A 23605-nucleotide genomic window follows, 5' to 3' on the forward strand; every position below is an offset into this window, starting at 1 on the left:
CCGGCTCAGACGCCGGGTCGGACGCCCCAGGCGCCCCGCCAGGTCACGTCCGGCTTCAGGGTGATCAGGTCCTTGCCGGAGCGGAACGCGTCCGGTGGGCAGGTCATCGGCTCGATCGCCACCGAGCGGCGGTACCGCTCGCCGGTGAGCGCGTCGCCGGTGAACACCTGCCACCAGCCGAACTCCCGGTCCGCCCAGATGTGCACGCCGCGGTCGCCGTCGGGGGCGGTGAGACTGACCGACGTGCCGCCGTCGTCGTCGCGGACCACGTCGCCGAAGCAGGTGTCGAGCCGGGCGTCGCCGATCCGGCGGGGGCTGGTCCAGTCGTACTCGGTGCCGGCGACCGGGGTGACCCCGATCGGCAGCAGCCGGGAGTCGACCTCGACCCGGGCGCGGGTCGGCAGCCGCAGCACCAGGTCGTCCACCGCCACCCCGGCCAGGCGCAGGTACGGGTGGACGGCGAAGCCGAACGGCGCCGGCTCGGCGCCGGTGTTGGTCACCTCGTGCTCGGCGCGCAGCCCGCCCGCCCCCACGCTCCACCGGGTGCGCAGCCGCAGCGGCCACGGATAGCCGGGGGTGGGCGGCAGGTCGTAGCCGACCGTCACCGCGTCGTCCGACCGCTCGACCAGGTACCACGACACCCAGTTGACCAGCCCGTGGATGGCCACCCCGCGCTCCGGCTCGCTGAGCGCGAGCTGCAACGACCGGTCACCGAAGGTGTACTTCCCGTCCCGGATCCGGTTGGGCCAGGGGGCGAGCACCTGACCGGCGCAGCCGGGGCAGATCTCGTCCTCGGCGTACCCGTCGAGCAGGTCGACGCCGTCGTGCCGGTACGACCGCACGCCCCCGCCGACCTCCACGATGACGGCTTCGTGGCCGTCTGCGGCAATTGTCCACTGTGCCCTGGAAGGTGGGCGCTGCCCGACGTTGTCCATGCCGGCGACCTTACTGTGCGGGGCGGGCACCGGTTGACGCCGGCCGTGGCGGATGTGATCCCGCGCGGCGACCCTCAGTCACGGGCCGCGCCGGCCCGGTAGCGCAGCAGCGCCGGGAAGGCCGCCACCAGGGCGACCGCCAGGGCGGCGGAGACCAGGCCGCCGCCCACCCAGGCGACGCCGGTGCCGAAACCGGCGGCCATCGCGCCGGCCCGCAGGTCACCGAGGCGGGGTCCACCGGCGACCACCACCGTGTTCACCCCCTGGAGCCGGCCCCGCATCCGGTCCGGCGCGTAGATCAGCAGCATCGACTGCCGCAGCACGGCGCTGACCAGGTCGGCGGCCCCGGCGAGGGCGAGCAGCAGCACCATCAGCCAGAGCTGCCGGGCCAGCCCGGCTGCGGCGATCGCCAGCCCCCAGCCGACCACCGCCACCACGAGGGCGAGCCCCTGCCGGCGGATCCGGCCGATCCAACCGGAGGTGAGACCGCCCACCATGGCCCCGATCGCGATGGCGCTGTAGAGCCAGCCCACCGCCGCACCACCGCCGAACCGGCTGTCGGCGATCTCCGGGAAGAGGGCCCGGGGCATGGCGAGGATCATCGCGATCAGGTCGATGGCGAACGACGACAGCAGCACCGGCGTGGTGGCGAGGTAGCGGAACCCGTCGAGGATGCCGGCGAGCCCGCCGCGCCGCGCCTCGCCCTCGGCGGGCGGCTCCGGAGGCATCGCGGGCAGCCGCAGGGTGGCCACGACCAGCCCGGTGAAGAGCACCACGTCGAGCGCGTAGGCGATCGGCAGGCCCGGTCCGGTGCCGAAGGCCGCGAAGATCAGGCCGGCGGCGAGCGGCCCGACGACCGACGCGGCGGTGAAGGTGGTGTAGTTCAGCGTGCTGCCGGCCGGCACCAGCTCCGCCGGCAGCAACCGGGGCAGGATCGCGGTGCGGGCCGGTGAGCTGATCGCGAAGGCGATCGAGTGCACGGTCACCAGGGCCAGCAGCACCACCGGGCTGCCCCCCAGCAGCGAGTGCGCCAGCAGGCCGAGCATCGAGGCCCAGAGCAGCGCCGAACCGGCGAGCAGGACCCGCCGCCGGTCGCCGGCGTCGGCCACCGCGCCACCCCAGAGACCAAAGATCAACAGGGGTACGAAGCCGGCGACGCCGAGCAGGCCCACCCAGAACGACTCCCGGGTCAGCGCGTACATCTCCACCGGGACGGCGACGGCGGTGAACTGGAAGCCGACCATGGCCAGCGTGTTGCCGAGCCACATCCGCCGGTACGCGGGCACCCGCAGCGGGCGCAGGTCGATCGCCCAGCGGCGCGCCCCGCGCGCCCGGGCCTCCTGGACACCGGTCACGGGGCGAGCCGCTCGGTGGTCCACTCCCCGGCGCCGGTACGCCGGAACCGCAGCCGGTCGTGCAGCCGGCCGGCCCGGCCCTGCCAGAACTCCACCGACTCCGGCCGGACCCGGAACCCGCCCCAGTGCGGCGGCGCGGGGATCTGCGCGACGTCGGCGAAGCGCTCCGCCGCCGCGCGGTACGCCTCGTCCAGCGCCGCCCGGTCCGGGATCACCCGGGACTGGATGCTGGCCCAGGCGCCCAGCTGCGAGCCGCGCGGCCGGCTGGCGAAGTACGCCTCGGTCTCGGCCCGGTCGACCTGCTCGACCCGCCCCGCCACCACCACCTGCCGCTGCATCGGAAACCAGGGGAAGACCAGGCTGGCGTACGGGTTGGCCAGCGCCTCGGCGCCCTTGCGCGAGCCGTGGTTGGTGTAGAAGACGAAGCCCTCCGGGTCGTACCCCTTGAGCAGCACGGTGCGGCCGCTGGGGCGGCCGGCGGCGTCGGCGGTGCCGACGATCATCGCGTTCGGCTCGGGCAGGCCGGCGGCCACCGCGTCGGCGAACCAGCGGTCGAACTGGGTGTACCAGTCGGCGGCCAGGTCGGCCTCGGAAAGGCCCAGGTCGGCGGCGTACTCGTTACGCATCGCCGCCGGCACCGATGTGTCGCCCGTCACGTTTCTCTTTCCCCTCGTCGGACCGCTCACGTCCCCCGACGCTGGCCAGGCCCCGACACCCAGTCTCGCCGAGGCCGGGTCACCGTCCACCTTCGGGGATGTCGCGTGCGGCACAGTCGCACTGGGTCGCGCACTTGGTTACCCAGCAGGCAAGATGTTCCGAACACATCCCTGAGGGTCGCCTAAGGTCTGGGCCCGGATCGAGCCCGCGGCAGGCGCACCGAGCCTGATCCAGGAGACGACATGTCCGACTTCAAACCGGGCCTGGAAGGCGTCGTAGCCTTCGAGACCGAGATCGCCGAACCGGACCGCGAGGGTGGCGCGCTGCGCTATCGCGGCGTCGACATCGAGGATCTGATCGGTCAGGTCTCCTTCGGCAACGTCTGGGCGCTGCTGGTCGACGGGCGGTTCGGCCCCGGCCTGCCGCCGGCCGAGCCGTTCCCGGTGCCGGTGCACTCCGGCGACATCCGCGTCGACGTGCAGTCCGCGGTCGCCATGCTGGCCCCGTACTGGGGGCTGGACCAGCTGCTGGACATCTCCGACGAGCAGGCCCGCGAGGACCTCGCCCGGGTGTCGGTCACCGCGCTCTCCTTCGTCGCCCAGTCCGCCCGTGGCCTGGGCCTGCCGGCGGTGCCGCAGAAGGAGATCGACAAGGCGGAGACGATCGTCGAGCGGTTCATGAAGCGCTGGCGGGGCGAGCCGGACCCGCGGCACGTCAAGGCCGTCGACGCGTACTTCATCTCGGCCGCCGAGCACGGCCTGAACGCCTCCACCTTCACCACCCGGATCGTCGCCTCCACCGGCGCCGACGCCGCGGCCTGTATCTCCTCCGGCATCGGCGCGCTCTCCGGCCCGCTGCACGGCGGCGCTCCCAGCCGGGTGCTGAGCATGCTGGAGGCCGTCGAGCGCAGCGGCGACGCCGAGGGGTACGTCAAGGGCGTCCTCGACCGCGGCGAGCGGCTGATGGGCTTCGGCCACCGGGTCTACCGGGCCGAGGACCCGCGCGCCCGCGTGCTGCGCCGCACCGCCAAGGAGCTGGGCGCGCCGCGCTTCGAGATCGCCGAGGCGCTGGAGAAGGCCGCGCTGGCCGAGCTCCAGGCCCGTCGCCCGGACCGGGTGCTCGCCACCAACGTCGAGTTCTGGTCGGCCGTGGTGCTGGACTTCGCCGAGGTGCCCGCGCACATGTTCACCTCGATGTTCACCTGCGCCCGGATGGGCGGCTGGAGCGCGCACATCCTGGAGCAGAAGAAGCTCCAGCGCCTGGTCCGGCCCTCCGCCCGCTACGTCGGGCCGGGCAGCCGCAAGCCCAGCGAGGTCGAGGGCTGGGACGCCATCCCGCACGGCGTCTGACCCGCCGGCGCCACGCCACGTCGACCGGGGCCCGGTCCCGTCCGCTCACGGACGGGGCCGGGCCCCGGTCCGCTTCACCGGGCCGGCACGCCGCGGCGCCGGGTGTGGGGCACGCCTCACCGGCGAGGGCGGGACTGACCGGTACGACGGCCGGGGCGGGTGCGAGGATGAAGGCCGGCAGTGTCGCCGGACCTGGCCCGGATCCCGGCCGCTCGTGCGCCCGCGCACAAGTCCGCCGTCGATCCGTGCCCGCTGAACGGGCCCGCCCTCGCCCTTGCGGAAGGATCTCGACCACCGTGGCTGACGCACCGACCATCCGGATTCCCGACGACATCAAGCCCGCCGACGGAAGGTTCGGCTGCGGGCCGTCCAAGATCCGTCCGGCGGCCGTCTCCGCCCTCGCCGAGGCGGCCGGCAGCTACCTGGGCACCTCGCACCGGCAGAAGACGGTCCGCGACGAGGTGGCCCGGCTGCGCCGGGGCATCGCCGAGTTCTTCTCCCTCCCCGAGGGCTACGAGGTGATCCTGAGCAACGGCGGGACCACCGCGTTCTGGGACGTCGCCACCTTCGGCCTGGTCCGCGACCGGGCCCAGTTCGCCAGCTTCGGCGAGTTCGGCGCCAAGTTCGCCAAGGCGGTCTCCGACGCTCCGTTCCTGGGTGAGCCGACGGTCCGCAAGGCCGAGCCGGGCAGCGCGCCGACGCTGGTCGCCGAGGCCGGCGTGGACGTCTACGCGACCCCGCAGAACGAGACCTCCACCGGCGTGGCGGTGCCGATCAGCCGGGTGGCGGGCGCCGACGAGGGTTCGCTGCTGCTGGTCGACGCCACCTCCGGCGCGGGCGGCCTGGACGTCAACGTCGGCGAGACCGACGTCTACTACTTCGCCCCGCAGAAGTGCTTCGCCTCCGACGGCGGCCTCTGGCTGGCCCTGATGTCGCCGGCCGCGCTGGAGCGGGCTGCCGAGATCAAGGCGTCGGGCCGCTACATCCCGGCCTTCCTCGACCTGGTCACCGCGATCGACAACTCGCGGCTGGAGCAGACGTACAACACGCCGGCGCTGGCCACCATCTTCCTCGCCGCCGAGCAGACCGACTGGATGAACTCGCAGGGCGGGCTGGCCTGGGCGGCCAAGCGCACCGCCGAGAGCGCGGGCATCGTGTACGGCTGGGCCGAGCGGTCCGAGTTCGCCACGCCGTTCGTGGCCGACCCGGCGCTGCGCTCCAACGTGGTCGCCACCATCGACTTCGCCGACGGGGTGGACGCCACCGCCATCGCGAAGGCGTTGCGCGCCAACGGCATCGTGGACACCGAGCCGTACCGGAAGCTGGGCCGCAACCAGCTGCGGGTCGCGCTCTACCCGGCGGTCGAGCCGGCGGACGTGGAGGCGCTGACCGCCGCCATCGACTACGTGGTGGAACGACTCTGACACGTCGTCACGGTGGGTGGCCACGGAGCTCCCGGCGGCCACCCACCGTGATCATCGCCGCAGCTCAGTCACGACATGCGGGTGTCGCATCCCCCACCTTCGGGTAGATGCGCGTACGGTGGTTGAGACGCCCGGGTGGCCGGCTCGTGGCGTGACGGCCAGCGAAGCGGGACGGAGGCTACGCCATGCGCCCAGTACGCTTCGTCGCCCTCTCCGAGGACGGCCAGGCTCTGGTGCTCGCCGACGAGGTCGGGCGCCTGCTCGCCCTCCCCATCGACGAGCGCATCGCTTCGGCGCTGCACGCCGAGCCCGGCGCACCGCCGCTCGCGGTGGTGTCGACGACAGTCGACCCGACGCCGTCGCTCTCCCCGCGCGACATCCAGGCCCGGATCCGCTCCGGCGAGTCCGCCGAGGACGTCGCCCGCATCGCCGGCGTCCCGGTCGACCGGGTCCTGCGCTACGCCGGCCCGGTGCTCCAGGAGCGGGCGATGCTCGCCCAGCACGCCCGGCGTACCCGGCTCAAGGGCGCCGAGAAGCCCACCCCGCTCGCCGAGGTGGTCAACGGCCGGCTGGCCCAGCACGGGATCGACACCGAGAAGATCTCGTGGGACGCCTACCGGCGCGACGACGGCACCTGGCGCATCGTCGCCACCTGGCCGTCCGGCAAGGCCACCGCGCAGGCGGTCTGGGATCTCGACAAGCTCCGGCAGAACGTCACCCCGCACGACGACATGGCGCAGTACCTCTGCGCCGAGCGCCCCACGCCGATCCTCGGCCAGGAGCCGGCGCCGGAGCGTGGGCACGCGCTGCCCGGCCCGTCCCGCGGCGAGCCGAGCCGGGGCGGGCACGGCCTGCCGGCGGCCGGCGAGCACAGCCGCGCCGGGCGGGACCCGATCCGCGCCGGGCGGGACGCCCTGCTCGCCTCCCTCGACCGGCCGCTCGGCGGCACCTCCGGGCGCGGGCTCGACCCGCGCTCCCCGGCCGCGATGGCCGGTTCCGACGCGCCCAGACAGCGGGCGGTCGGTGGCGGAGCGGCGGCGCTGCTCGGCGGTGGCCAGGGTTCGGCCTTCGACGACGACTCGGACGCGCCGAAGGAGGTCCCCGCCGTACCGTCGCTGGCCGTGCTCCGGCCGCGCCGTACGGGTGCCGCGGCGGCGGCCGCCGGGGGCGAGTCCACCGACGCCTCGGGCAAGCCGCGCAAGCGCCTGCCGAGCTGGGACGACGTGCTCTTCGGCAGCGGCCCGGCGGCGCGCGAATCCTCCTGATCGGACCTGCGGCAACCCTGGCGCCGTGAGGCACTCGACGTGCCCGCGTGCCAGGGTTGCTCCATGGAGTACACGAATCTGGGACGCACCGGTCTCTCGGTGAGCCGGCTCTGCCTCGGCACGATGAACTTCGGGCCGCAGACCAGTGAGCCGGACAGCTTCGCCATCATGGACCGGGCGCTCGACCACGGCATCAACTTCTTCGACACGGCCGACGTCTACGGGTGGCAGACCGGTGAGGGAATCACCGAGCAGATCATCGGCCGCTGGTTCGCCCAGGGCGGCGGGCGGCGGGACAAGGTCGTGCTGGCCACCAAGGTCTACGGCAAGATGGGCGACTGGCCCAACGAGCAGGGCCTGAGCGCCCGGCACATCATCCGGGCCTGCGAGGGCTCGCTGCGCCGGCTCCAGACCGACGTCATCGACCTCTACCAGATGCACCACGTCTCCCGCTCCACGCCGTGGGAGGAGATCTGGCAGGCGATGGAGACCCTGGTCGCCCAGGGCAAGGTCATCTACGTCGGATCGTCCAACTTCGCCGGCTGGCACATCGCCCAGGCGCAGGCCGCGGCGGGCCGGCGCAACTTCCTCGGGCTCGTCGCCGAACAGTCCATCTACAACCTGCTCACCCGGCACGTCGAGCTGGAGGTGATCCCGGCCGCGCAGCACTACGGGCTGGGTGTCATCCCCTGGTCGCCGCTGCACGGCGGCCTGCTCAGCGGGGTGCTGCGCAAGATCGCCGAGGGCGGGGCGGCGCGCGGCACCAGCGGCCGGGCCGCCGACGCGCTGGCCGAGCACCGGAGCACCATCGAGGCGTACGAGAAGCTCTGCGCGGATCTTGGGCACGACCCGGCGGACGTGGCGCTCGGCTGGCTGCTCTCCCGGCCCGGCGTGACCGCCCCGATCATCGGCCCGCGCACCGTCGACCAGCTCGACCGGAGCCTCGGCGCGCTGACCGTCGAGATCGACGAGGCGACGGAGCAGCGGCTCGACGAACTCTTCCCCCCGATCGGCAACGGCGGCCCCGGCCCGGAGGCCTGGGCCTGGTAGCCGCCCTTGGGCCGGCCGGTTTGCGGCGTGTCGCGGTGTCCCCGTTCGGGATGGCCGCGACACGCCGCAAACGCGGCTGGGTCGTGCCGGGGCGGAGGGATTAGAGCGGCCAGGCGGCGAGGCGGTCGTACGTCGGCCGGGGGCCCGGGTGGCTGCGGACCAGCACCATCTCCGTGGCCGGCCACTCCGGGCCGGCGTAGTCCGCCAGCGCGACCCGGTCCGCCTCCACGTCGGCGCGGTCGATCCGGTCGCCGGGGCGGGCGATGGTCAGGTGCGGGCGGAACGGCCGGTCGTCGTGCGGGAGGTGGTTGCGGCGCAGGCCGATGCGGATCAGCCGGCCCAGCACGTGCAGGGCCTCGACCTCGCCGAGCAGGTCCACCCAGAGCACGGTGAACCGGCCCCGGCCGAACCGCCCGCCGCCGCCCAGCCGCAGCCGGGGTGAGCTGCCCCGGCCGGCGCGGGCGGTCTCCGCGGCGAGGCCCAGGGTGCTCTCCACGTCGACCAGCCGGTGGGCCTCCACCTCGCCGAGGAAGGCCAGCGTGACGTGCAGGTTCGCCGGGTCGGCGAGGCGTACGTTGATCCCTGCGGCGGCGGCGGCCCCGACCCGCAGCCCGACGATCCGGTCGGTGAGGTCCACGACCGCGGCGGGCGGCGGGTAGACCGCGACGAAGAGTCTCACGCCCGCCGGTTACGGGGTCGACCGCCGGCGCGGGCGGCCGGCAGGGTGAGCCCCGCCGCGGCGAGCACACCCTCGACCCGGACCCGTTCGATCTCCCGGTCGACGCCCTCCAGCTCGGCGAGGTGCTCGGTGGCGCCCAGCGCGCGGCAGGCGGCCCGGAGCTTGTCGTCGTACGCCTCGATGACCGAGGCGTGCCACACCACCGAGCGGCCGCCGGCGGCGAGCCGGTGCCCGCCGAGGCGGCGCAGGTCGGCGGCGATGAGTTCGAGCGGCTGCCGGTCGGCCCGGTCGAGCTGGGTGAGGTCGACGTCGCGGGTGAGGGCGTCCGCCTCGATCGCCCGGTCCAGCCGGGCGATGGCGCGCCGCTCGCGTCGTCGCTCGCGCCACTCGCTCCAGCCGCAGACCACCCGGTCGAGGATCTCGTCGAGGCAGAAGAGCAGGGCGAAGACCGCCGGCAGGCCTGCCACGGCGAGGACCGCCAGTACGAGCGCCAGTGCGCTGCCGCCACCCACGAATCGACGCTAAGGCCCCGACCCACCGGCCGCCACCGGATTGCCGGTATCCGGGCGCATCCGGTCCCTCGTCCGGGACGGCCCCGCGACGGTTTGCGGCGTGTCGGTGTGTCCGACCGACGTGAGGACCCGACACGCCGCAAAGCGGCGTCGTGACGGTGCCGCACAGGGCCGCCACGCGGACCGGCCGGTGTCGGGGGCTGACGCCGCCACGCGGGCGGCCCGCCGGCGTGGCGGTGCCGGGCCCGCACCGGCCAGACCGGTCAGCAGTCGGGCGAGGAGACGACGTAGAAGCGGGGCAGGGGCAGCACCCGGAACCGGAGCCGGGCGCCGGCCCGGCGCAGCTGCCAGGTGAGCGCGAGCAGGGCGGTGGCCAGCGAGATGAGCCCGCCCATCCAGATGCTCGCCCCGGCGCCGTAGCTCTCCGCGACCCAGCCGATCAGCGGCGCGCCGACCGGGTTGGTGCCGAGGAAGACCAGCACCCACAGCGCCATCACCCGGCCGCGGAACGCGGCGTCGGTGCCGAGCTGCACCCGCTGGTTGGCGGCCTGGGCGAAGAAGACCATGAAGAAGCCGGTGGGCAGGAGCAGCGTCACCACCAGCCAGTACGCCGGGGCGAAGCCGACCAGGGTGCCGAAGCTGGCGCAACCGACCGCCGCGCCGAGCACCACCCAGACCGAGGGGCGGCTGCGCCGCCCGGTGCCGGCGAGCGCCCCGGCCAGCGCGCCGATCGCCAGCGCGGTGCTGAACAGGCCGAACGAGGCGGCGCCGGTGTGGAAGACGGTCTTGGCCAGCGCGGCGAGGGTGAGCTGGAAGTTGAACAGCGTCATCCCGATCACCGACATCACCGCCATCGGCAGCAGCAGGTCGGGGCGGCGCCACACGTACCGCAGTCCGTCGATCACCTTCGCCGCGTCGCGTTCGCCGGCCGGCGGGAGATCCTTGCGGTGCAGCTCGGCGGGGCGCATCCGGACCACGGTGGCCAGCGGGGCGATGGAGCTGAGCGCGCTGAAGAGGAAGACCGGGCCGACGTCGAAGGCGGCGATGGCGAGGCCGGCGACGGCCGGGCCGACGATCCGGGCGGAGTTGAACACGGCCGCGTTGAGCGAGAGGGCGTTGGGCAGCAGCGACATGCCGACCAGTTCGGAGACGAACGCCTGCCGGACCGGGGTCTCCACCGCGTTGGCGACGCCGAGCAGGGCGGCGAAGGCGAACACGTGCCAGAGCTGGACCAGGCCGGTGAGCACCAGCACCGCCATCACCAGCGCCAGCACGGTCCAGAACGCGTTGGCGGCGAAGAGCAGGAGGCGCTTGTCGTACCGGTCGGCGAGGCGGCCGGAGAGCAGGGTGAGCAGCAGCACCGGGGTGAACTGGAGCGCGGTGACCACGCCGAGCGCGGTGGCGGAGTTGCCGGAGAGCTCGAGGACGAGCCAGTCCTGGGCGATGAACATCATCCAGACGCCGATCAGTTTGATCAGCTGCCCGGTGGCGAAGAGTCGGTAGTTACGGACTCGTAGGGACTGGAACATCGTGCTCAGCTTCGCCTGCACTCTTGGTGCGCCTCCTCGCGTCAGGTACGCCTCATCCACAACGGACGAAGCGGACCGCGCGACGCGGTCAGGCGCGGGCGAGCTGCTGGAGAATCTCGGCGGCCCGCCGTAGCGTGTCGCGGTCGTCCTCCGGGAGCGCGGCCAGCCGGTCGGCCAGCCACTCGTCGCGAACCCGCTCGAACTGGTCGAGCACGGCCCGTCCCCCCTCGGTGGCCGAGAGGATGACCTGCCGGCCGTCGGTCGGGTGGGGGGTGCGCCGCACGAGGCCGCGCTCCTCCAACTTCGCGACGATCTTGGTCATCGTCGGCGGTTGCACCCGCTCGACGTCGGCCAGTTCCCGGGGCGTCAGCGCGCCCGCCAGCTTGAGGCTGGTGAGCGCGGAGAGCTGGGTGACCGTCAGGTCGCCGACCGGGCGGGCCTGTCGGACCCGTCGGTTGAGTCGGGTGATCGCATCACGCAACTGGGGGGCCAGCTGCGCCGGTGGCACGCGGTTCGCCGTCACCGTCCGCTCCGTCACAGTCGTTAGCCTAACTAATGAGCCTGGCTAACGACACGCGATATGACCAGGCTCACGGGGGCGTTTGTGCTGCTCCGGGCCGGGTATCCGGTTTCGGCCCCGGCCCGGAGCGGCGGTGGAGCTACAGCACCACGGACTCGATCGGCCCGCGCAGGAAGTACAGCACGAAGAGCACGGCCACCGCGTAGAGCAGCGGGTGGACCTCCCGCGCCTTGCCCTTGGCCAGCTTGAGCACCACGTAGGTGATGACGCCGGCGCCGATGCCGTTGGAGATCGAGTAGGTGAACGGCATCAGGGTGATGGTGAGGAACGCCGGGATGGCGATCTCGTAGTCGGTCCAGTCGATGGTCCGCACCGCGGTCATCATCAGGAAGCCGACCACCACCAGCGCCGTCGACGCGGCCTCGAACGGCACCACCACCGCCAGCGGCGCGAGGAACATCGCCAGCAGGAACAGGCCACCCGTGACCAGGTTGGCCACGCCGGTCCGGGCACCCTCCGCGACACCGGCGGCGCTCTCGATGTACGACGTGTTGCTGGAGACGCTCGCCGCGCCACCCGCCGCCGCGGCGATCGAGTCGACCAGCAGGATCTCCTTCGCCCGCGGCGGGGTGCCCCGCTCGTCGAGCATGTCCCCCTCCTGGCCGATCGCGACCATGGTCCCCATGGTGTCGAAGAAGTCCGTGATCAGCAGGGTGAAGACGAACATCAGCGGCACCAGCCAGCCGGCCCGGGTCCACGAGTCCAGCACGTTGAAGTTGCCCAGCAGCGACAGGTCCGGCAAGGCCACGACCGTGCCGGGCAGCTCCGGCACGTTCAGCGCCCAGCCCTCGGGGTTGGGCTTGCCGTTGACGAAGGACGGGCCGACGTTGGCGACCGCCTCCACGATGATCGCGAGCACGGTGGAGGCCAGGATGCCGATCAGGATCGCGCCGCGCACCCGGCGTACCACGAGCACCAGCGTGATCAGCAGGCCCACCACGAAGACCAGCAGCGGCCAGCTGATCAGCTTGCCGCCGATGCCGAGGCCGACCGGCACGGTGGTGTTCGCGACGTCCGGCACCCGCCGGACGAAGCCGGCGTCGACCAGACCGATGATCGTCAGGAAGAGGCCGATGCCGACGCCGATCGCCGTCTTCAGCTGGGTCGGCACCGAGCGGAACACCGCGGTGCGCAGGCCGGTGAGCACGAGGATCGCGATGATGACACCCTCGATCACCACCAGGCCCATCGCGTCGGCCCAGGTCATCTGCGGGGCGATCTCGTACGCCACCAGCGCGTTCACGCCGAGGCCGGCGGCCAGGGCCATCGGGAAGCGCCCGACGACACCCATCAGGATCGTCATCACGCCGGCCACCAGCGCGGTAGCGGCGGCGATCGCGGGGATGGCGAGCTTCTGGCCGTCGCCGTCGACGGCCCCGCCCAGGATCAGGGGGTTCAGCACCACGATGTACGCCATCGTGAAGAAGGTCGCGAGTCCACCCCGGACCTCACGGCTCATCGTCGAGCCGCGGGCGGAGATCTCGAAGAACCGGTCGAAACCGTTCCGAGGGTGGGCGGGATCAGGTGGAGTGCCGTTGTCCGGCGGCGGCGCAATGGCCATCAGGTCCTCGCAGGTGATCTTCCGTTGTCGCGCGCATCGTCCCAGATCAGGACCCGGCAGCAAAAGTTGATCGCGTACGCTTTGCCCGTGCCACAGGAGCAGCCGCCGCGGCCCGAGCCGCTCGACCCGCCGATGGTCCCGTTCGCGGTGGCCGGGCTGGTCGCCTGGGCCGTGGCCGGTCTCGTGCTGCTGGTCTTCCGCGGCTGGCTCACCGAGCACGGGCACCAGGACTGGCTCTGGACCTGCCTGGCCGGTTTCCTGTGGGGCTTTCCCGGTCTGGCCGTGATGATGCGACACGACGCCAACCGGCGCCGCCGTCGGGAGTCGGCCCGTCGGGGCTGACCGTCAGGAGTGGCCGTACGGCTCCGCCGGCTCGGCCGTCCCCACCGAGCCGGGCGCCCGGCTGACCGACATCGCCTCGACCGCGCTGTCGTCGTAGATCGTCGGCAGCTCCTCGACCGCGGGCTCCCCGGTCTCCACCAGCGCCTCCGAGTGGGCGCCGCAGCCGTGGTCGGCGCTGACCACCCGACCGTCGTCGGGGGCGTAGAAGTTGCCGCAGGCGCCGAAGGACTGTCGCAGCGCACCGGCCAGCGGCAGGTAGAAGCCGCAGGTGCCGCAGCGGGCGGAGGCCGGCGCGGCGACCGAGATCGGCGCGGACGGACCGTGGTCCCCGTCGTACCAGCGCTGGGCCGTGTCGGTGCGCCCCTCCCGGGACAGCACCCGGGGCCGGCCGAGGCCGAGCTCCCAGGAGACCTCCTCGACCGCCGGGTCGTCGGAGAGCAGGTAGCCGGGGGCGAGCCGCTCGTCGTCGGGCGCGGTGGGGAGCAGGTCACCGGGGCCCAGGTCGCCGGGCTTGAGCCGCTCCTGCCACGGCAGCCAGCCCGGGGCGAGCAGGGCGTCGGAGCCGGGCAGCAGCACGGTCTCGCAGACCGTGACGTGCTTGCTGCGCGGCACCCGGGTGACGGTGACCGCCCAGCGCCAGCCCCGGTAGCCGGCCAGCTTGCATTCGAAGTAGTGGGTGACGACCCGGTCGCCCTCGGCGACGGCGCGCAGGTGGTCGCCGACGTCGGCGGGCTCCACCTCGGTGATCGCGTCGCGGGCCACCTCGACGGCGGCGGCGCAGACCTGGTCGAGGCGGGCGGCACGGGTGGAGGCGGGCCTGGTCACCCGTCCATTGTTCCCCATGCGCGTGGCCGCCTGACACCGACTCCCCGATGTGCGTCTTGTCCCGGTGGCGCGACGCGCGTGGATCAGATGGGTGAGGATGGTGCACATGCCGCTGTTCTCCCGCTCCGGGCGGTCCGTACTCGGTAGGACCGTCGGCACGGGCATCCGCGCCACCCGTCTGCTGCTCCGTGGTTCGGCCCGCGGCGGGCGTTGGATGACCCGGCGGGCCGGGTCGGCGCGGGCGAAGGGCGCGGGCGGCGAGGTCGGCATGGTCCGCCTCTTCGACCTGCACGCGGTCTCCTGCGCGGGCGACACGCTGATCGCCATCGGCCTGGCCGGGACGATCTTCTTCGACGTTCCGCTGGGCGAGGCGCGCAGCAAGGTGGCGCTCTACCTCCTGGTCACGATGGTGCCGTTCGCGATGCTCGCCCCGGTGGTCGGTCCGCTGCTCGACCACTTCCGGCACGGCCGCCGGTACGCTCTCGCCACGACCATGCTCGGCCGGGCCTTCCTCGCCTGGTTGATCTCGGACTACATCCACGGTTTCGGCCTGTACCCGGCGGCGTTCGGCGTGCTGGCGCTCTCCCGGGCGTACGGGGTGGCCCGCTCGGCGGCCGTGCCCCGGCTGCTGCCCGAGGGGCTGGGGTTGTCCCAGGTGGGTGCCCGGGCCAGCGTCTACGGCACGGTGGCCGGCGCGTTGGTGGCCCCGATCGGGTTGGCCGCGTTCTGGTTCGGGCCGCAGTGGCCGCTGCGGGTCGCCTCGGTGATCTTCCTGGTCGGCATGGTGATCGCCCTGCGCCTGCCGCCGAAGGCGGACTCCGAGCCGCCCGAGCGGGTGCCGCGTCCGCTGCGGGCGCTGCGCCGCGACGGCGACCGGCCGTTGGGTCGGGGGCGGCCGGCGGGCCGGCTGGTCATCGCCACCCTGATCGGCGCGGCGGCGCCGCGCGCGCTCTACGGCTTCCTGCTGCTCTTCCTCGCGTTCGCGTTGAAGAAGGGGGACCTCACCACCGAGTTCTTCGGCCGGGACCTGAGCGCGGAGGTCGCGCTGGGTCTGGTCGGCGGCGCGCTGGCGGTGGGCGGTTTCCTGGCCACCGCGGTGGGCACCCGGCTGCGCATCCACCGGCCCGCGGCGATCCAGTCCAGCAGCCTGGTCATCGTGGCGGGGGTGGCGGTCCTGGCCACGATCAAGTTCTCCCTGCCGATGGTGGTGGCGCTCTGTCTGGTCGCCGCCCTGGCCAGCGGAATCGCCAAGCTGGCCGTCGACGCCTCGATCCAGGAACGCATCCCGGAACGGCTGCGGGCCAGTTCCTTCGCCCACTCGGAGACGGCGCTGATGCTGGCGTTCGTGGCCGGCGGCGCGCTGGGCCTGGTCCCGTTCGACGGGCGGGTCGGCATCGCCGTGGCCGCCGGGGTGGGCACCCTCGCCGCGGTACGGGGCGTCATCGTGGCGGGCCGGCTCCGCGCCGAGCGGCTGGCGGGCCGACCCCTCGGCGACGAGGAGCTGGCCGACCGGAGCCCCGGGCCGGACGAGCCCGCCCGGGACCAGCCCGCCCGGGTCGAGCCCGCCCCGGAGGCCGCGCCGACCTCGCCGGCACCCACCGGAACGTCCCCCGGCCCGGCCGACGACGCCGGGCTCGCCCCACCCGGCTACCACATCTACCGGCCCTCCTCCGCCGTCGGCGGAGGAGGAGGCGCGGACGACGAGCAGCGCCGGGAGTCCCAGGGGCCGGTGGCGTGACGGGGCTGCTGGTGCTGACGGCCGTACCGGCCGAGGCGGAGGCCGTCCGAGCCGGCCTCACCGACCCGACGGTGACGGTACGACCGGTCGGGGTGGGGCCCGCCGTGGCGGGCGCGGCGACGGCCCGGCTGCTGGCGTTGGCCGAGGCGGCGGGTCGTCCGTACCGTGCGGTGGTCAGCGCCGGGATCGCCGGCGGCTTCGCCGGTCGGGTGCCGGTCGGCGGGACCGTGCTGGGTACCCGCAGTGTCGCCGCCGACCTGGGCGCCGAGTCCCCGGAGGGGTTCATCCCGGTCGACGAGCTGGGCATGCCACCGGAGCTGCTCGGCGGCGGCCCCACGGTCGACGCCGACCCGGAGCTGCTGGCAAACCTGCGGGCGGCGCTGCCCGGGGCGGTCGTCGGCGCGATCCTCACGGTCAGCACCGTGACCGGCACGGCGGCGAGCACCCGGGCCCTGGCCGACCGGCACCCGGACGCCCTGGCCGAGGCCATGGAGGGGTACGGAGTGGCGGTGGCCGCCGCGCAGGCGGCCGTGCCCTTCGTCGAGCTGCGTACCGTCTCCAACCCGATCGGGCCCCGCGACCGGGGGTCGTGGCGGATGCGGGAGGCATTCACCGCCCTGACCGAGGCCGCCCGGACGCTGCGCTGACCGGACGGTCGAGGGCCAGCGCGACGGTCCGCCGCGCCTCCCCGCGGAACCCACAGGCGGCGAGGAAAGCGACACCACCCCCGTCTGCCACCGCGGCGACGCGGGCGACGTCGACCTGCTCCATCCGCCCCAGGAGCGCCTCGACCAGGCGCCGCCCCACGCCGAGCCGCCGATGCTCACCGTCGACCAGCACACCGTCGAGCACCAGCTCGCGGGGCCACCTCTCCTCGTCGAACCCGTACAGCAGGTGCGGGCTGCGCTCGTGGGCCCGTAGCTCACCGATCAGCTCCCCGCCCGGCAACTCCGCGACGAACCGCCAGGCCGTGTCGGGCCGGCCGTCGTCGGTGACCCACCGCACACGGAACTCCCGACGGACCTGTTCGGCCCGACGCCGCCGGTCCCGGTACCCCCGGTCCCGCTCGTAGGTGGCGGGCGGCAGGCGCAACGGGTGTCGCTCGGGCGGCAGGTTGTACCAGTCCGCCCACCACGCCCCCGGCCAGTCCCGGGGCTCCCGCACCGGCCACACGTCCAGGTGGGCCGGGTAGCGTCGCCCGGCCCGATCCCGAAGCTCGTCGTGCGGCACCGCCGGCAAGGAGCACGTCGCCTCGGCCTCCCCGGAACCGGTGCCGTCGTCCTCGTCCAGCGGCCCGGAGACCGGCGGCACGGCGACCAGGCCGACGCCCGGCGGAGCCACCGAGATCACGATCCGCCCTCCGACGGCCCGCACCAGGCGCTCCACGGTGCCGAACCTGGGCTCACGTGCCCCCGACTCGATCCGCGCCAGGGTGGCCTGCGGCACCCCGGACCGCTCGGCGAGTTCCCGCTGACTCAGGTCGGCGGCGCGACGCAGCGCCCGCAGCGTGGCGGCGAGGTCGACCAGAGGTGGCATTGTCTCGGTCACGGACCCATGCTCCGGCGAGCGGCCCACCCTCTTCAACCACCTCCGTCCACCTGTGGACAAAGCTGTGGACAAGTGGCCGGCCTGGGGACAGTGATGTGGGTACCGATGCTTTAGAGCTGATGTCGCAAACGAGTCAAGCTCGACCCCGGCTCGTCGGGAGCTTCATGTCGAACAGGCGCGCCTGGCAGGGTGCGAACTGGCAAGGGCGCCTTCGGGTAAAGCTGCTTCCGGGCGGTGGCCTCGGGAGGGTCGTCACGACCATGCACTCCCAGACCGTCCCGGCGAGGCCGCCACAGCGCCGGCGGTGGCGGCGGCGGCGGTCGGCGGCGGCGGTCGGCGGAGGTCGCGGTGGCAGCGGTCGCGGTGGCAGCGGTCGCGGTGGCAGCGGCGGTCGCGGTGGCGGTCGCGGCGTGGCTGTGGCTTGGTTGTGGCGGTTCGGTGGTAGCAGTGCGGTGACTCGTTTGCGTCATCAGCTCTAAAGCACGCGACCGAAGTCCTAGCCTCCGGCGAGGGCGAGGGCGAGGGCGAGGGCGCGCGACGCCGGCAGCGGCACCAGCCATCCGGCACCGGCACCGGCACCGGCACCGGCGGAGATCACAGTGGGCGGGGCGCGGTGGGCGGGCGGGGGCGGAGGCAGGGCTACCGTGGGGGCGTGGCGCTCACCCTGGCGATCTCGCCCTGCCCCAACGACACGTTCGTCTTCGACGCCCTGGTGCACGGGCGGGTGCCCGGCGCGCCGCCGGTCGAGGTGACCTACGCCGACGTCGACGTCACCAACACCGCCGCCGAGCGGGGCGCGTTCGACCTGGTCAAGGTGAGCTACGCGGCGCTGCCGTGGCTGCTGGACGACTACCACCTGCTGCCCTGCGGCGGAGCGCTCGGGCGGGGCTGCGGCCCGCTGGTGCTGACCCGCGGCACCCCCGGTGACCAGACCGGCGACAGCGACGATCAGACCGGCGCCACCGGCGCCACCGACGACGGCGGCACCGACGACGGCGGCACCGACGACGGCGGCGGTCGGGCCAGTGCGCCCGCCGGTGGGGCCGGGGCGGGTCGGCGGGCGGAGCCGGTCGACCTGTCCGGGGCCACCGTGGCGGTGCCCGGCGACCGGACTACGGCGTACCTGCTCTTCCGGCTCTGGGCGGCGGAGCGGCCGCCGGCCCGGATCGAGGTGGTGCCGTTCCACGAGATCATGCCCGCGGTCGCCGCCGGCCGGTACGACGCCGGCCTGGTCATCCACGAGGCCCGCTTCACCTACCACCGGCACGGGCTGACCGCCCTGGTCGACCTGGGCGAGTGGTGGGAGGCCGACACCGGCCTCCCGATCCCGCTCGGCGCCATCCTGGCCCGCAAGGGCGCCGTCGACCCGGTCGAGGCCGCCGGCTGGATCCGGGAATCGGTCCGGCAGGCGTGGGCGGACCCGGCCGTGAGCCGTGACTACGTGCTCCGCCACGCGCAGGAGATGGAGCCCGACGTGGTGGACCGGCACATCGGCCTCTACGTCAACGAGTTCACCGCGGACCTGGGGGACGCGGGTTTCGCCGCCGTGGAGGCGCTGCTGGGCCGGGCCGCCGCCGCCGGGCTGGTCCCTCAGACCTCCAGCTCGCGCGCCACCGCGTGGACCAGCTGAGCGATCTTCTGCGCGGTCTTCTTGTCGGGGAAGCGGCCCCGGCGCAGGTCCGGCTGCACCTTCGCCTCCAACACCTTGATCATGTCTTCGACCAGGCCGTGCAGCTCCTCAGCGGGCCGCCGGCGCAGCTCCGCCATCGACGGCGGAGCCTCCAGCAGCTTCACCCCCATCGCCTGGGCGCCCCGGCGGCTGTCCACCACGCTGAAGTCGACGCGCTGCCCGCCCTTGAGGTCGGTGACACCCGCCGGTAGCGCGCCCTTGGGCAGGAACACGTCGCCACCCTCGTCACTGGTGACGAACCCGTATCCCTTGGCCGCGTCATACCACTTCACTCGACCCGTCGGCACCTGAGAACCCCTGCTTCACTTGAGACGTCTGCTGCTCCAAGGCTAGCCCGATGATCCGGTCCAGCGCCGCCGGGAATCCGCAGAGGTCGTCCAGCACCAGGTGCGCCCCGGCGGCCCGCAGCTCGTCCGGGGTGCACGGGCCGGTGGCCACCCCGAGTCCGGGGATGCCCGCCGCCGCCGCGGCGACCATGTCCGCGACGTGATCCCCCACGTAGAGTCCGGCCCCGTGCTCGCGCAGCGAGGTCGCCTTCTCCTCGGCGAAGAGGTCCCCGGCCAGCTCGTCCACGTCCAGCCCGAGGTGGTCCAGGTGCAGCCGCGCCAACCGGCCGATCTTCGAGGTCACCACCATCACCCGCCCGCCGCGGGCGTGCACCGCGTCCACCGCCTCCCGCGCCCCGGGCAGCGGCACCGTCGGCGTGATCGCGTACGCCGGGTAGAGCTCGCGGTAGATCGTCACCGCCTCCTCGACCTGCTCCGGCGGGAACCAGTGCGCGATCTCGGTGCGCAGCGGCGGGCCGAGCCGGGACACGGCCAGTTCGGCGTCCACGTGCACCCCGGTCCGGGCGGTCAGCGCCCGGTAGCAGGCGGCGATGCCGGGACGGGAGTCGACGAGGGTCATGTCCAGGTCGAATCCGACCATCAGCGCGGGCATGCGACGAACCTACCGGCACCGCCGGGCGGACCGGCCCGGCCCGACCGCTGGTGCGCCGGCCGAGCCGGTCGTCCGAGGGGCGGGAAGCCGCTCCGGCGGGCTAGCGTGGAACGACGATGACCACCTCACTCGCCGATCACCTGCGCGCGCTGCCCGACGAGTCGCTCGCCGCCCTGCTCCAACTGCGGCCCGACCTCGTCGTGCCGGTGCCGGCCGACGTCTCCGCCCTCGCCACCCGGGCCGAGTCGCGGGTCTCCGTGGCCCGCGCCCTGGACGGGCTGGACCAGTTCACCCTCCAGATCCTCGACGCCGCCCGGCTGACCCGCGACCCGGCCGACGCCACCACCTCCACCGAGGCGGTGCTCGCCACGGCCACCGCCGGGCCGCACCCGCCCGCGCCGGCCGCCGTCCGGCGCGCGGTGGACAAGCTGCGCGCGCTCTTCCTGCTGTACGGCCCGGAGCACGCGCTCCGCGTGGCCGCCAGCGTGGACGAGGTCTCGTCGTACCCGGCGGGTCTGGGGCGGCCGGCGGCGGAGCTGGACCCGCGGACGGCGGCGCTCTGCGCGGACCCGGCGAAGCTGCGGCGGACGCTGCTCTCCGCTCCCCCGTCGGCCCGGGCGATCCTGGACCGGCTCGCCGCCGGCCCGCCGGTGGGCAGCGTGCCCCCGGGCGCGCTGCGCGCGCCGGCCCTCGGCGCCGAGGACGACCTGCCCCCGGACCTCACCAACGGCGGCGCGCCGACCGGCTCGCCGGTGCGCTGGCTGGTCGACGCGGGGCTGCTGGTGCCGGTCTCCGCCGGCACCGTGGAGCTGCCCCGCGAGGTGGGGCTGCTGCTGCGCCGGGACAGCGGCCCGCTCGGCCCGCTGCGCACCAGCCCCCCGCCGGTGGCCGCCGCGCCCCGCGAGGCCAAGGTCGTCGACTCGGCCGGCGCCGGGCAGGCCATGGAGGTGGTGCGCCACACCGAGGCGCTGCTGGAGGCGCTGGCCGCCGAGCCGGCGCCGGTGCTGCGCTCCGGTGGCGTCGGGGTGCGGGACCTGCGCCGGCTGGCCCGAATCGTCGGGCTGGACGAGTCCACCACCGCGCTGCTCTTCGAGGTGGCGTACGCGGGCGGGCTGGTCGGCGAGCTGGACCTGCCCGGTGCCACCACCACCCGCCACGGCGCCGACCAGCAGGTGCTGCCCACCGGCGGGTACGAGGTGTGGCGGGCGGTGTCGCTGGCGCACCGCTGGGAGCAGCTCGCCCGGGCGTGGCTGACGATGAGCCGGCAGGCCGGCCTGGTCGGGCAGCGCGACGAGCGGGACCGGCCGATCAGCGTGCTCTCCGCCGAGGCGGAACGGGCCGGCGCGCCGGCCGCCCGCCGGGCGGTGCTCGGGGTGCTGGCCGACCTGGAGCCGGCCACCGCGCCGACCCCGGAGGAGGTGCTGGAGCTGCTCGACTGGCGAGCGCCGCGGCGCAGCCGGGGGCGGGAGACCGCGCACCGGGAGGTGCTCGCCGAGGCGGCCCAGCTCGGCGTGACCGGGCTCGGCGCGCTCACCTCGTACGGGCGGTTGCTGCTGGCCGACGTCACCGAGGCCGACGAGCGGGCCGCCGACCCGCTGGGGCTGCACGCGGACGTGGAGAGCGGCGACCCGTCGAGCACGGTGCGGGCGCTGGACGCCCTGCTCCCCGCCCCGGTCGACCATTTCCTCGTGCAGGCCGACCTGAGCGTGGTGGTGCCGGGCCCGCCCGACCCGGCGCTCGCCGCCGAGCTGGACGTGGTGGCCGAGCACGAGTCGGCGGGCGGGGCGAGCGTGCACCGGGTCACCACGGCGAGTGTCCGCCGCGCCCTGGACGCCGGCTACACCGCCGAGGACCTGCACGCGCTCTTCCGCCGCCGGTCCCGTACCCCGGTGCCGCAGGGGCTGACCTACATGGTGGACGACGTGGCGCGCAAGCACGGCGGGCTGCGGGTCGGCTCGGCCGGCGGGTACGTGCGCAGCGACGACGAGGCGCTGCTGGCGGAGGTGCTCGCCGACCGGCGGTTGGAGTCGTTGGCGTTCCGCCGGCTCGCCCCGACGGTGCTGGTCACCCCGTACCAGGTGGGGCGGATGTTGACGGCGCTCCGCGACGCCGGGTACGCCCCGGTGCCGGAGGACGCGTCCGGCGCGGCGGTGCTGTCCCGGCCGAAGACCCGGCGGGCTCCCGCCCGGGTCCCGGTGACCACCCGGAGCCTCGACCCGCTGGCCACGCCGAAGCTGTCGACGCCTCGCCTGCTGGGCGTGGTGGAGCAGATCCGGCGGGGTGAGGCGGCGGCGCGGGCGGCCCGGCGGGCGCCGGCGGTGGTGCGCGGCGGCGCGGTGCGCACTGCGGCGGGCCCGATGCCGGCGCACAGTCACAGCGACGCCCTGGCGGTGCTCCAGCAGGCGGTCCGGGACAAGGCGCTGGTCTGGGTCGGATATGTCGACGCGCACGGGGCGACCGCGTCGCGGCTGCTCCGCCCGGTGTCGATCGGCGCCGGTTACCTGCGCGCCGAGGACGACCGGACGGAGATGCTGCACACCTTCGCCCTGCACCGGATCACCGCGGCGGTGCGGGAGGAGTGAGCCCCGCCCCGGTGCCGGTCAGGTGCCGGGGCGGCGGCCGACGAGCGACACCCGGTGGCCGACCTTGCCCAGTTCCCACCAGCGCACCGCGTCGGCGGGGAGCAGGTTGATGCAGCCGTGTGAGCCGATCGCGCCGTTGTGCAGCCAGGTGGTCGTCTCGTGGAAGCCGATCCCGCCGTTGAACTGCTGCCAGTAGGGCAGCCAGACCTCGTACGGGTCGGACCATTCCTTCAGGTCCCGATTGAAGATCTTGTAGGTGCCGGCGGGGGTGGCGAAGCCGGCCATTCCGGTGCGGGTGACGGTCGGGCCGGCGACGACCTCCCCGCCGCGCATCACCCAGGTGGTCTGCCGGGTCAGGTCGATGCAGAAGGTGGTGCCGGAGCCGGCCTTGCACCGCTTGACGTCGGTGGTGGCGAGCCGCTTCGCCACGTCGTACGTGAGGGGGCCGGCGCGGCCGGCGACGGGCCGGATGTCGTACCGCTTCTGGAACTTCTTGATCGCTTTGCAGTCGGCGGGCGACTGCCGGCCGTCGACGGTGACCTCGCCGAACCCACCGAGCTTCGCCAGGTACCCCTCGACCTCACGCTGGTGTTCGCCCTGCGGGCACCAGCCGGCCGGGGCCTTCTTCGGCCCGGGTTGGCTGGTGCCCGGGTTCGGCGGCGCGGGGGTGCCGCGCACCGGTTTCGGGGCGGTGGTCGCCTTCGTCCGAATCGGGGTGGGCTCCGACCGGGTCGGCTGGTCGGGCGCGGCGACGGCGCTCGCCCCCGATCCTTGTCCCGCCGAGCCGACCGGGGCGAGCCCTCCTCCAACGCCACCCGGGTCGGCCTGCGGGTCGAGCGCGCATCCGGCGACACCGACCAGCGCGACCACGGCCAGGGCGGCGACCCGGAGGTGCGTACGAACCTGCGTCATGTGTGTCCTCCCGAGTCTGCCGTCCTCTTTGTAGACGTATCACCTCCGCGAAACGTTGCACCGCGTGTCCGATTTTTTCGGGCCTCACCCGGGCGCGTGCAACACTTACGGGTCGGCCGGGCGGCGGAAATCG

At 74.3% G+C, this 23605-nt stretch carries 22 protein-coding genes; 9 read left to right on the forward strand and 13 right to left on the reverse strand.

Annotated features, from left to right (window positions below; translation table 11 throughout):
- Positions 1-5 precede the first annotated feature (5 nt).
- The 3 genes from V6U79_RS06580 to pdxH all read right to left on the reverse strand — a co-directional run bounded on the left by V6U79_RS06580 (position 6) and on the right by pdxH (position 2916).
- Complete coding sequence (locus V6U79_RS06580) at positions 6-935, reverse strand: aldose 1-epimerase family protein (RefSeq protein WP_334613921.1); 930 nt, start codon at positions 933-935, stop codon at positions 6-8.
- 74 nt (positions 936-1009) lie between these two features.
- On the reverse strand, positions 1010-2290 hold the full coding sequence (locus V6U79_RS06585; protein ID WP_334613922.1) for an MFS transporter: 1281 nt from the start codon (positions 2288-2290) through the stop codon (positions 1010-1012).
- On the reverse strand, positions 2287-2916 hold the full coding sequence (gene pdxH / locus V6U79_RS06590) for a pyridoxamine 5'-phosphate oxidase (protein WP_334614153.1): 630 nt from the start codon (positions 2914-2916) through the stop codon (positions 2287-2289). Before pdxH ends, V6U79_RS06585 begins: the two co-directional genes overlap by 4 nt.
- Positions 2917-3189: 273 nt before the next feature.
- On the opposite strand from pdxH, the gene V6U79_RS06595 reads away from it, so the two are divergent.
- The 4 genes from V6U79_RS06595 (at position 3190) to V6U79_RS06610 (ending at position 8035) form a co-directional block, all read left to right on the forward strand.
- Positions 3190-4296 carry a citrate synthase 2 gene (locus V6U79_RS06595; RefSeq protein ID WP_280839119.1) on the forward strand — a complete coding sequence of 369 codons (1107 nt, stop codon included), beginning with the start codon at positions 3190-3192 and terminating at the stop codon, positions 4294-4296.
- Positions 4297-4592: 296 nt separating this feature from the next.
- Complete coding sequence (serC, locus tag V6U79_RS06600) at positions 4593-5720, forward strand: phosphoserine transaminase (protein WP_334613923.1); 1128 nt, start codon at positions 4593-4595, stop codon at positions 5718-5720.
- A gap of 185 nt (positions 5721-5905) precedes the next feature.
- Positions 5906-6985, forward strand: coding sequence for a septation protein SepH (gene sepH, locus V6U79_RS06605; RefSeq protein WP_334613925.1), 1080 nt, complete (start codon positions 5906-5908; stop codon positions 6983-6985).
- A gap of 63 nt (positions 6986-7048) precedes the next feature.
- Positions 7049-8035 carry an aldo/keto reductase gene (locus V6U79_RS06610; protein WP_334613927.1) on the forward strand — a complete coding sequence of 329 codons (987 nt, stop codon included), beginning with the start codon at positions 7049-7051 and terminating at the stop codon, positions 8033-8035.
- Positions 8036-8135: 100 nt separating this feature from the next.
- Here V6U79_RS06610 and thpR read toward each other — a convergent pair whose 3' ends face one another.
- The 5 genes from thpR to V6U79_RS06635 form a co-directional block, all read right to left on the reverse strand.
- Entirely contained in the window at positions 8136-8714 is a 579-nt protein-coding gene (gene thpR / locus V6U79_RS06615; RefSeq protein WP_334613928.1) for an RNA 2',3'-cyclic phosphodiesterase, read from the reverse strand.
- On the reverse strand, positions 8711-9226 hold the full coding sequence (locus tag V6U79_RS06620) for a hypothetical protein (protein WP_334530700.1): 516 nt from the start codon (positions 9224-9226) through the stop codon (positions 8711-8713). The genes thpR and V6U79_RS06620 overlap by 4 nt, the downstream gene beginning before the upstream one ends.
- A 263-nt stretch (positions 9227-9489) precedes the next feature.
- Positions 9490-10776: an MFS transporter gene (locus V6U79_RS06625; RefSeq protein ID WP_334530702.1), complete on the reverse strand. Its 1287-nt coding sequence runs from the start codon at positions 10774-10776 to the stop codon at positions 9490-9492.
- Positions 10777-10843: 67 nt separating this feature from the next.
- A complete protein-coding gene (locus V6U79_RS06630) occupies positions 10844-11293 on the reverse strand; it encodes a MarR family winged helix-turn-helix transcriptional regulator (RefSeq protein WP_334530704.1) in 450 nt (149 codons plus the stop codon).
- 121 nt (positions 11294-11414) lie between these two features.
- Complete coding sequence (locus V6U79_RS06635; protein WP_334530707.1) at positions 11415-12896, reverse strand: NCS2 family permease; 1482 nt, start codon at positions 12894-12896, stop codon at positions 11415-11417.
- Between the two features lie 87 nt (positions 12897-12983).
- Here V6U79_RS06635 and V6U79_RS06640 point away from each other — a divergent pair, with 87 nt between their 5' ends.
- On the forward strand, positions 12984-13238 hold the full coding sequence (locus tag V6U79_RS06640; protein ID WP_334530710.1) for a DUF2530 domain-containing protein: 255 nt from the start codon (positions 12984-12986) through the stop codon (positions 13236-13238).
- Between the two features lie 3 nt (positions 13239-13241).
- On the opposite strand, the gene V6U79_RS06645 is transcribed toward V6U79_RS06640, so the two are convergent.
- Positions 13242-14081 (reverse strand): DUF3027 domain-containing protein, encoded by an 840-nt coding sequence (locus V6U79_RS06645; protein ID WP_334530713.1) that lies wholly within the window; start codon positions 14079-14081, stop codon positions 13242-13244.
- Between the two features lie 88 nt (positions 14082-14169).
- Here V6U79_RS06645 and V6U79_RS06650 point away from each other — a divergent pair, with 88 nt between their 5' ends.
- Positions 14170-15801: an MFS transporter gene (locus tag V6U79_RS06650; protein ID WP_334530716.1), complete on the forward strand. Its 1632-nt coding sequence runs from the start codon at positions 14170-14172 to the stop codon at positions 15799-15801.
- Positions 15798-16448 (forward strand): futalosine hydrolase, encoded by a 651-nt coding sequence (locus tag V6U79_RS06655; RefSeq protein WP_334530719.1) that lies wholly within the window; start codon positions 15798-15800, stop codon positions 16446-16448. The genes V6U79_RS06650 and V6U79_RS06655 overlap by 4 nt, the downstream gene beginning before the upstream one ends.
- Here the strand turns inward: V6U79_RS06655 and V6U79_RS06660 are convergent.
- Entirely contained in the window at positions 16411-17349 is a 939-nt protein-coding gene (locus tag V6U79_RS06660; RefSeq protein ID WP_334613930.1) for a GNAT family N-acetyltransferase, read from the reverse strand. The genes V6U79_RS06655 and V6U79_RS06660 overlap by 38 nt on opposite strands.
- Before the next feature lie 652 nt (positions 17350-18001).
- Here V6U79_RS06660 and V6U79_RS06665 point away from each other — a divergent pair.
- A complete protein-coding gene (locus V6U79_RS06665; RefSeq protein ID WP_334613932.1) occupies positions 18002-18979 on the forward strand; it encodes a 1,4-dihydroxy-6-naphtoate synthase in 978 nt (325 codons plus the stop codon).
- Here the strand turns inward: V6U79_RS06665 and V6U79_RS06670 are convergent.
- Positions 18940-19326 (reverse strand): cold-shock protein, encoded by a 387-nt coding sequence (locus tag V6U79_RS06670; protein ID WP_334531951.1) that lies wholly within the window; start codon positions 19324-19326, stop codon positions 18940-18942. The genes V6U79_RS06665 and V6U79_RS06670 overlap by 40 nt on opposite strands.
- Positions 19298-19978: an HAD family hydrolase gene (locus V6U79_RS06675; protein WP_334613933.1), complete on the reverse strand. Its 681-nt coding sequence runs from the start codon at positions 19976-19978 to the stop codon at positions 19298-19300. Before V6U79_RS06675 ends, V6U79_RS06670 begins: the two co-directional genes overlap by 29 nt.
- A 116-nt stretch (positions 19979-20094) precedes the next feature.
- On the opposite strand from V6U79_RS06675, the gene V6U79_RS06680 reads away from it, so the two are divergent.
- Positions 20095-22560 carry a helicase-associated domain-containing protein gene (locus V6U79_RS06680; protein WP_334613935.1) on the forward strand — a complete coding sequence of 822 codons (2466 nt, stop codon included), beginning with the start codon at positions 20095-20097 and terminating at the stop codon, positions 22558-22560.
- Between the two features lie 18 nt (positions 22561-22578).
- Here the strand turns inward: V6U79_RS06680 and V6U79_RS06685 are convergent, their stop codons facing one another.
- Positions 22579-23472, reverse strand: a complete 894-nt coding sequence (locus V6U79_RS06685) for a L,D-transpeptidase family protein (protein WP_334613936.1) — start codon at positions 23470-23472, stop codon at positions 22579-22581.
- Between the last annotated feature and the right edge of the window lie 133 nt (positions 23473-23605).

It is taken from the genome of Micromonospora psammae (assembly GCF_036902725.1).
Classification (GTDB): domain Bacteria; phylum Actinomycetota; class Actinomycetes; order Mycobacteriales; family Micromonosporaceae; genus Micromonospora.

Coding starts and splice junctions, on each gene's coding strand:
- V6U79_RS06580 (WP_334613921.1), bottom strand. CDS start 935: ATGGACAACGTCGGGCAGCGCCCACCTTCCAGGGCACAGTGGACAATT.
- pdxH (WP_334614153.1), bottom strand. CDS start 2,916: ATGCGTAACGAGTACGCCGCCGACCTGGGCCTTTCCGAGGCCGACCTG.
- V6U79_RS06595 (WP_280839119.1), top strand. CDS start 3,190: ATGTCCGACTTCAAACCGGGCCTGGAAGGCGTCGTAGCCTTCGAGACC.
- sepH (WP_334613925.1), top strand. CDS start 5,906: ATGCGCCCAGTACGCTTCGTCGCCCTCTCCGAGGACGGCCAGGCTCTG.
- V6U79_RS06610 (WP_334613927.1), top strand. CDS start 7,049: ATGGAGTACACGAATCTGGGACGCACCGGTCTCTCGGTGAGCCGGCTC.
- V6U79_RS06635 (WP_334530707.1), bottom strand. CDS start 12,896: ATGGCCATTGCGCCGCCGCCGGACAACGGCACTCCACCTGATCCCGCC.
- V6U79_RS06645 (WP_334530713.1), bottom strand. CDS start 14,081: ATGGGGAACAATGGACGGGTGACCAGGCCCGCCTCCACCCGTGCCGCC.
- V6U79_RS06650 (WP_334530716.1), top strand. CDS start 14,170: ATGCCGCTGTTCTCCCGCTCCGGGCGGTCCGTACTCGGTAGGACCGTC.
- V6U79_RS06675 (WP_334613933.1), bottom strand. CDS start 19,978: ATGCCCGCGCTGATGGTCGGATTCGACCTGGACATGACCCTCGTCGAC.
- V6U79_RS06680 (WP_334613935.1), top strand. CDS start 20,095: ATGACCACCTCACTCGCCGATCACCTGCGCGCGCTGCCCGACGAGTCG.
- V6U79_RS06685 (WP_334613936.1), bottom strand. CDS start 23,472: ATGACGCAGGTTCGTACGCACCTCCGGGTCGCCGCCCTGGCCGTGGTC.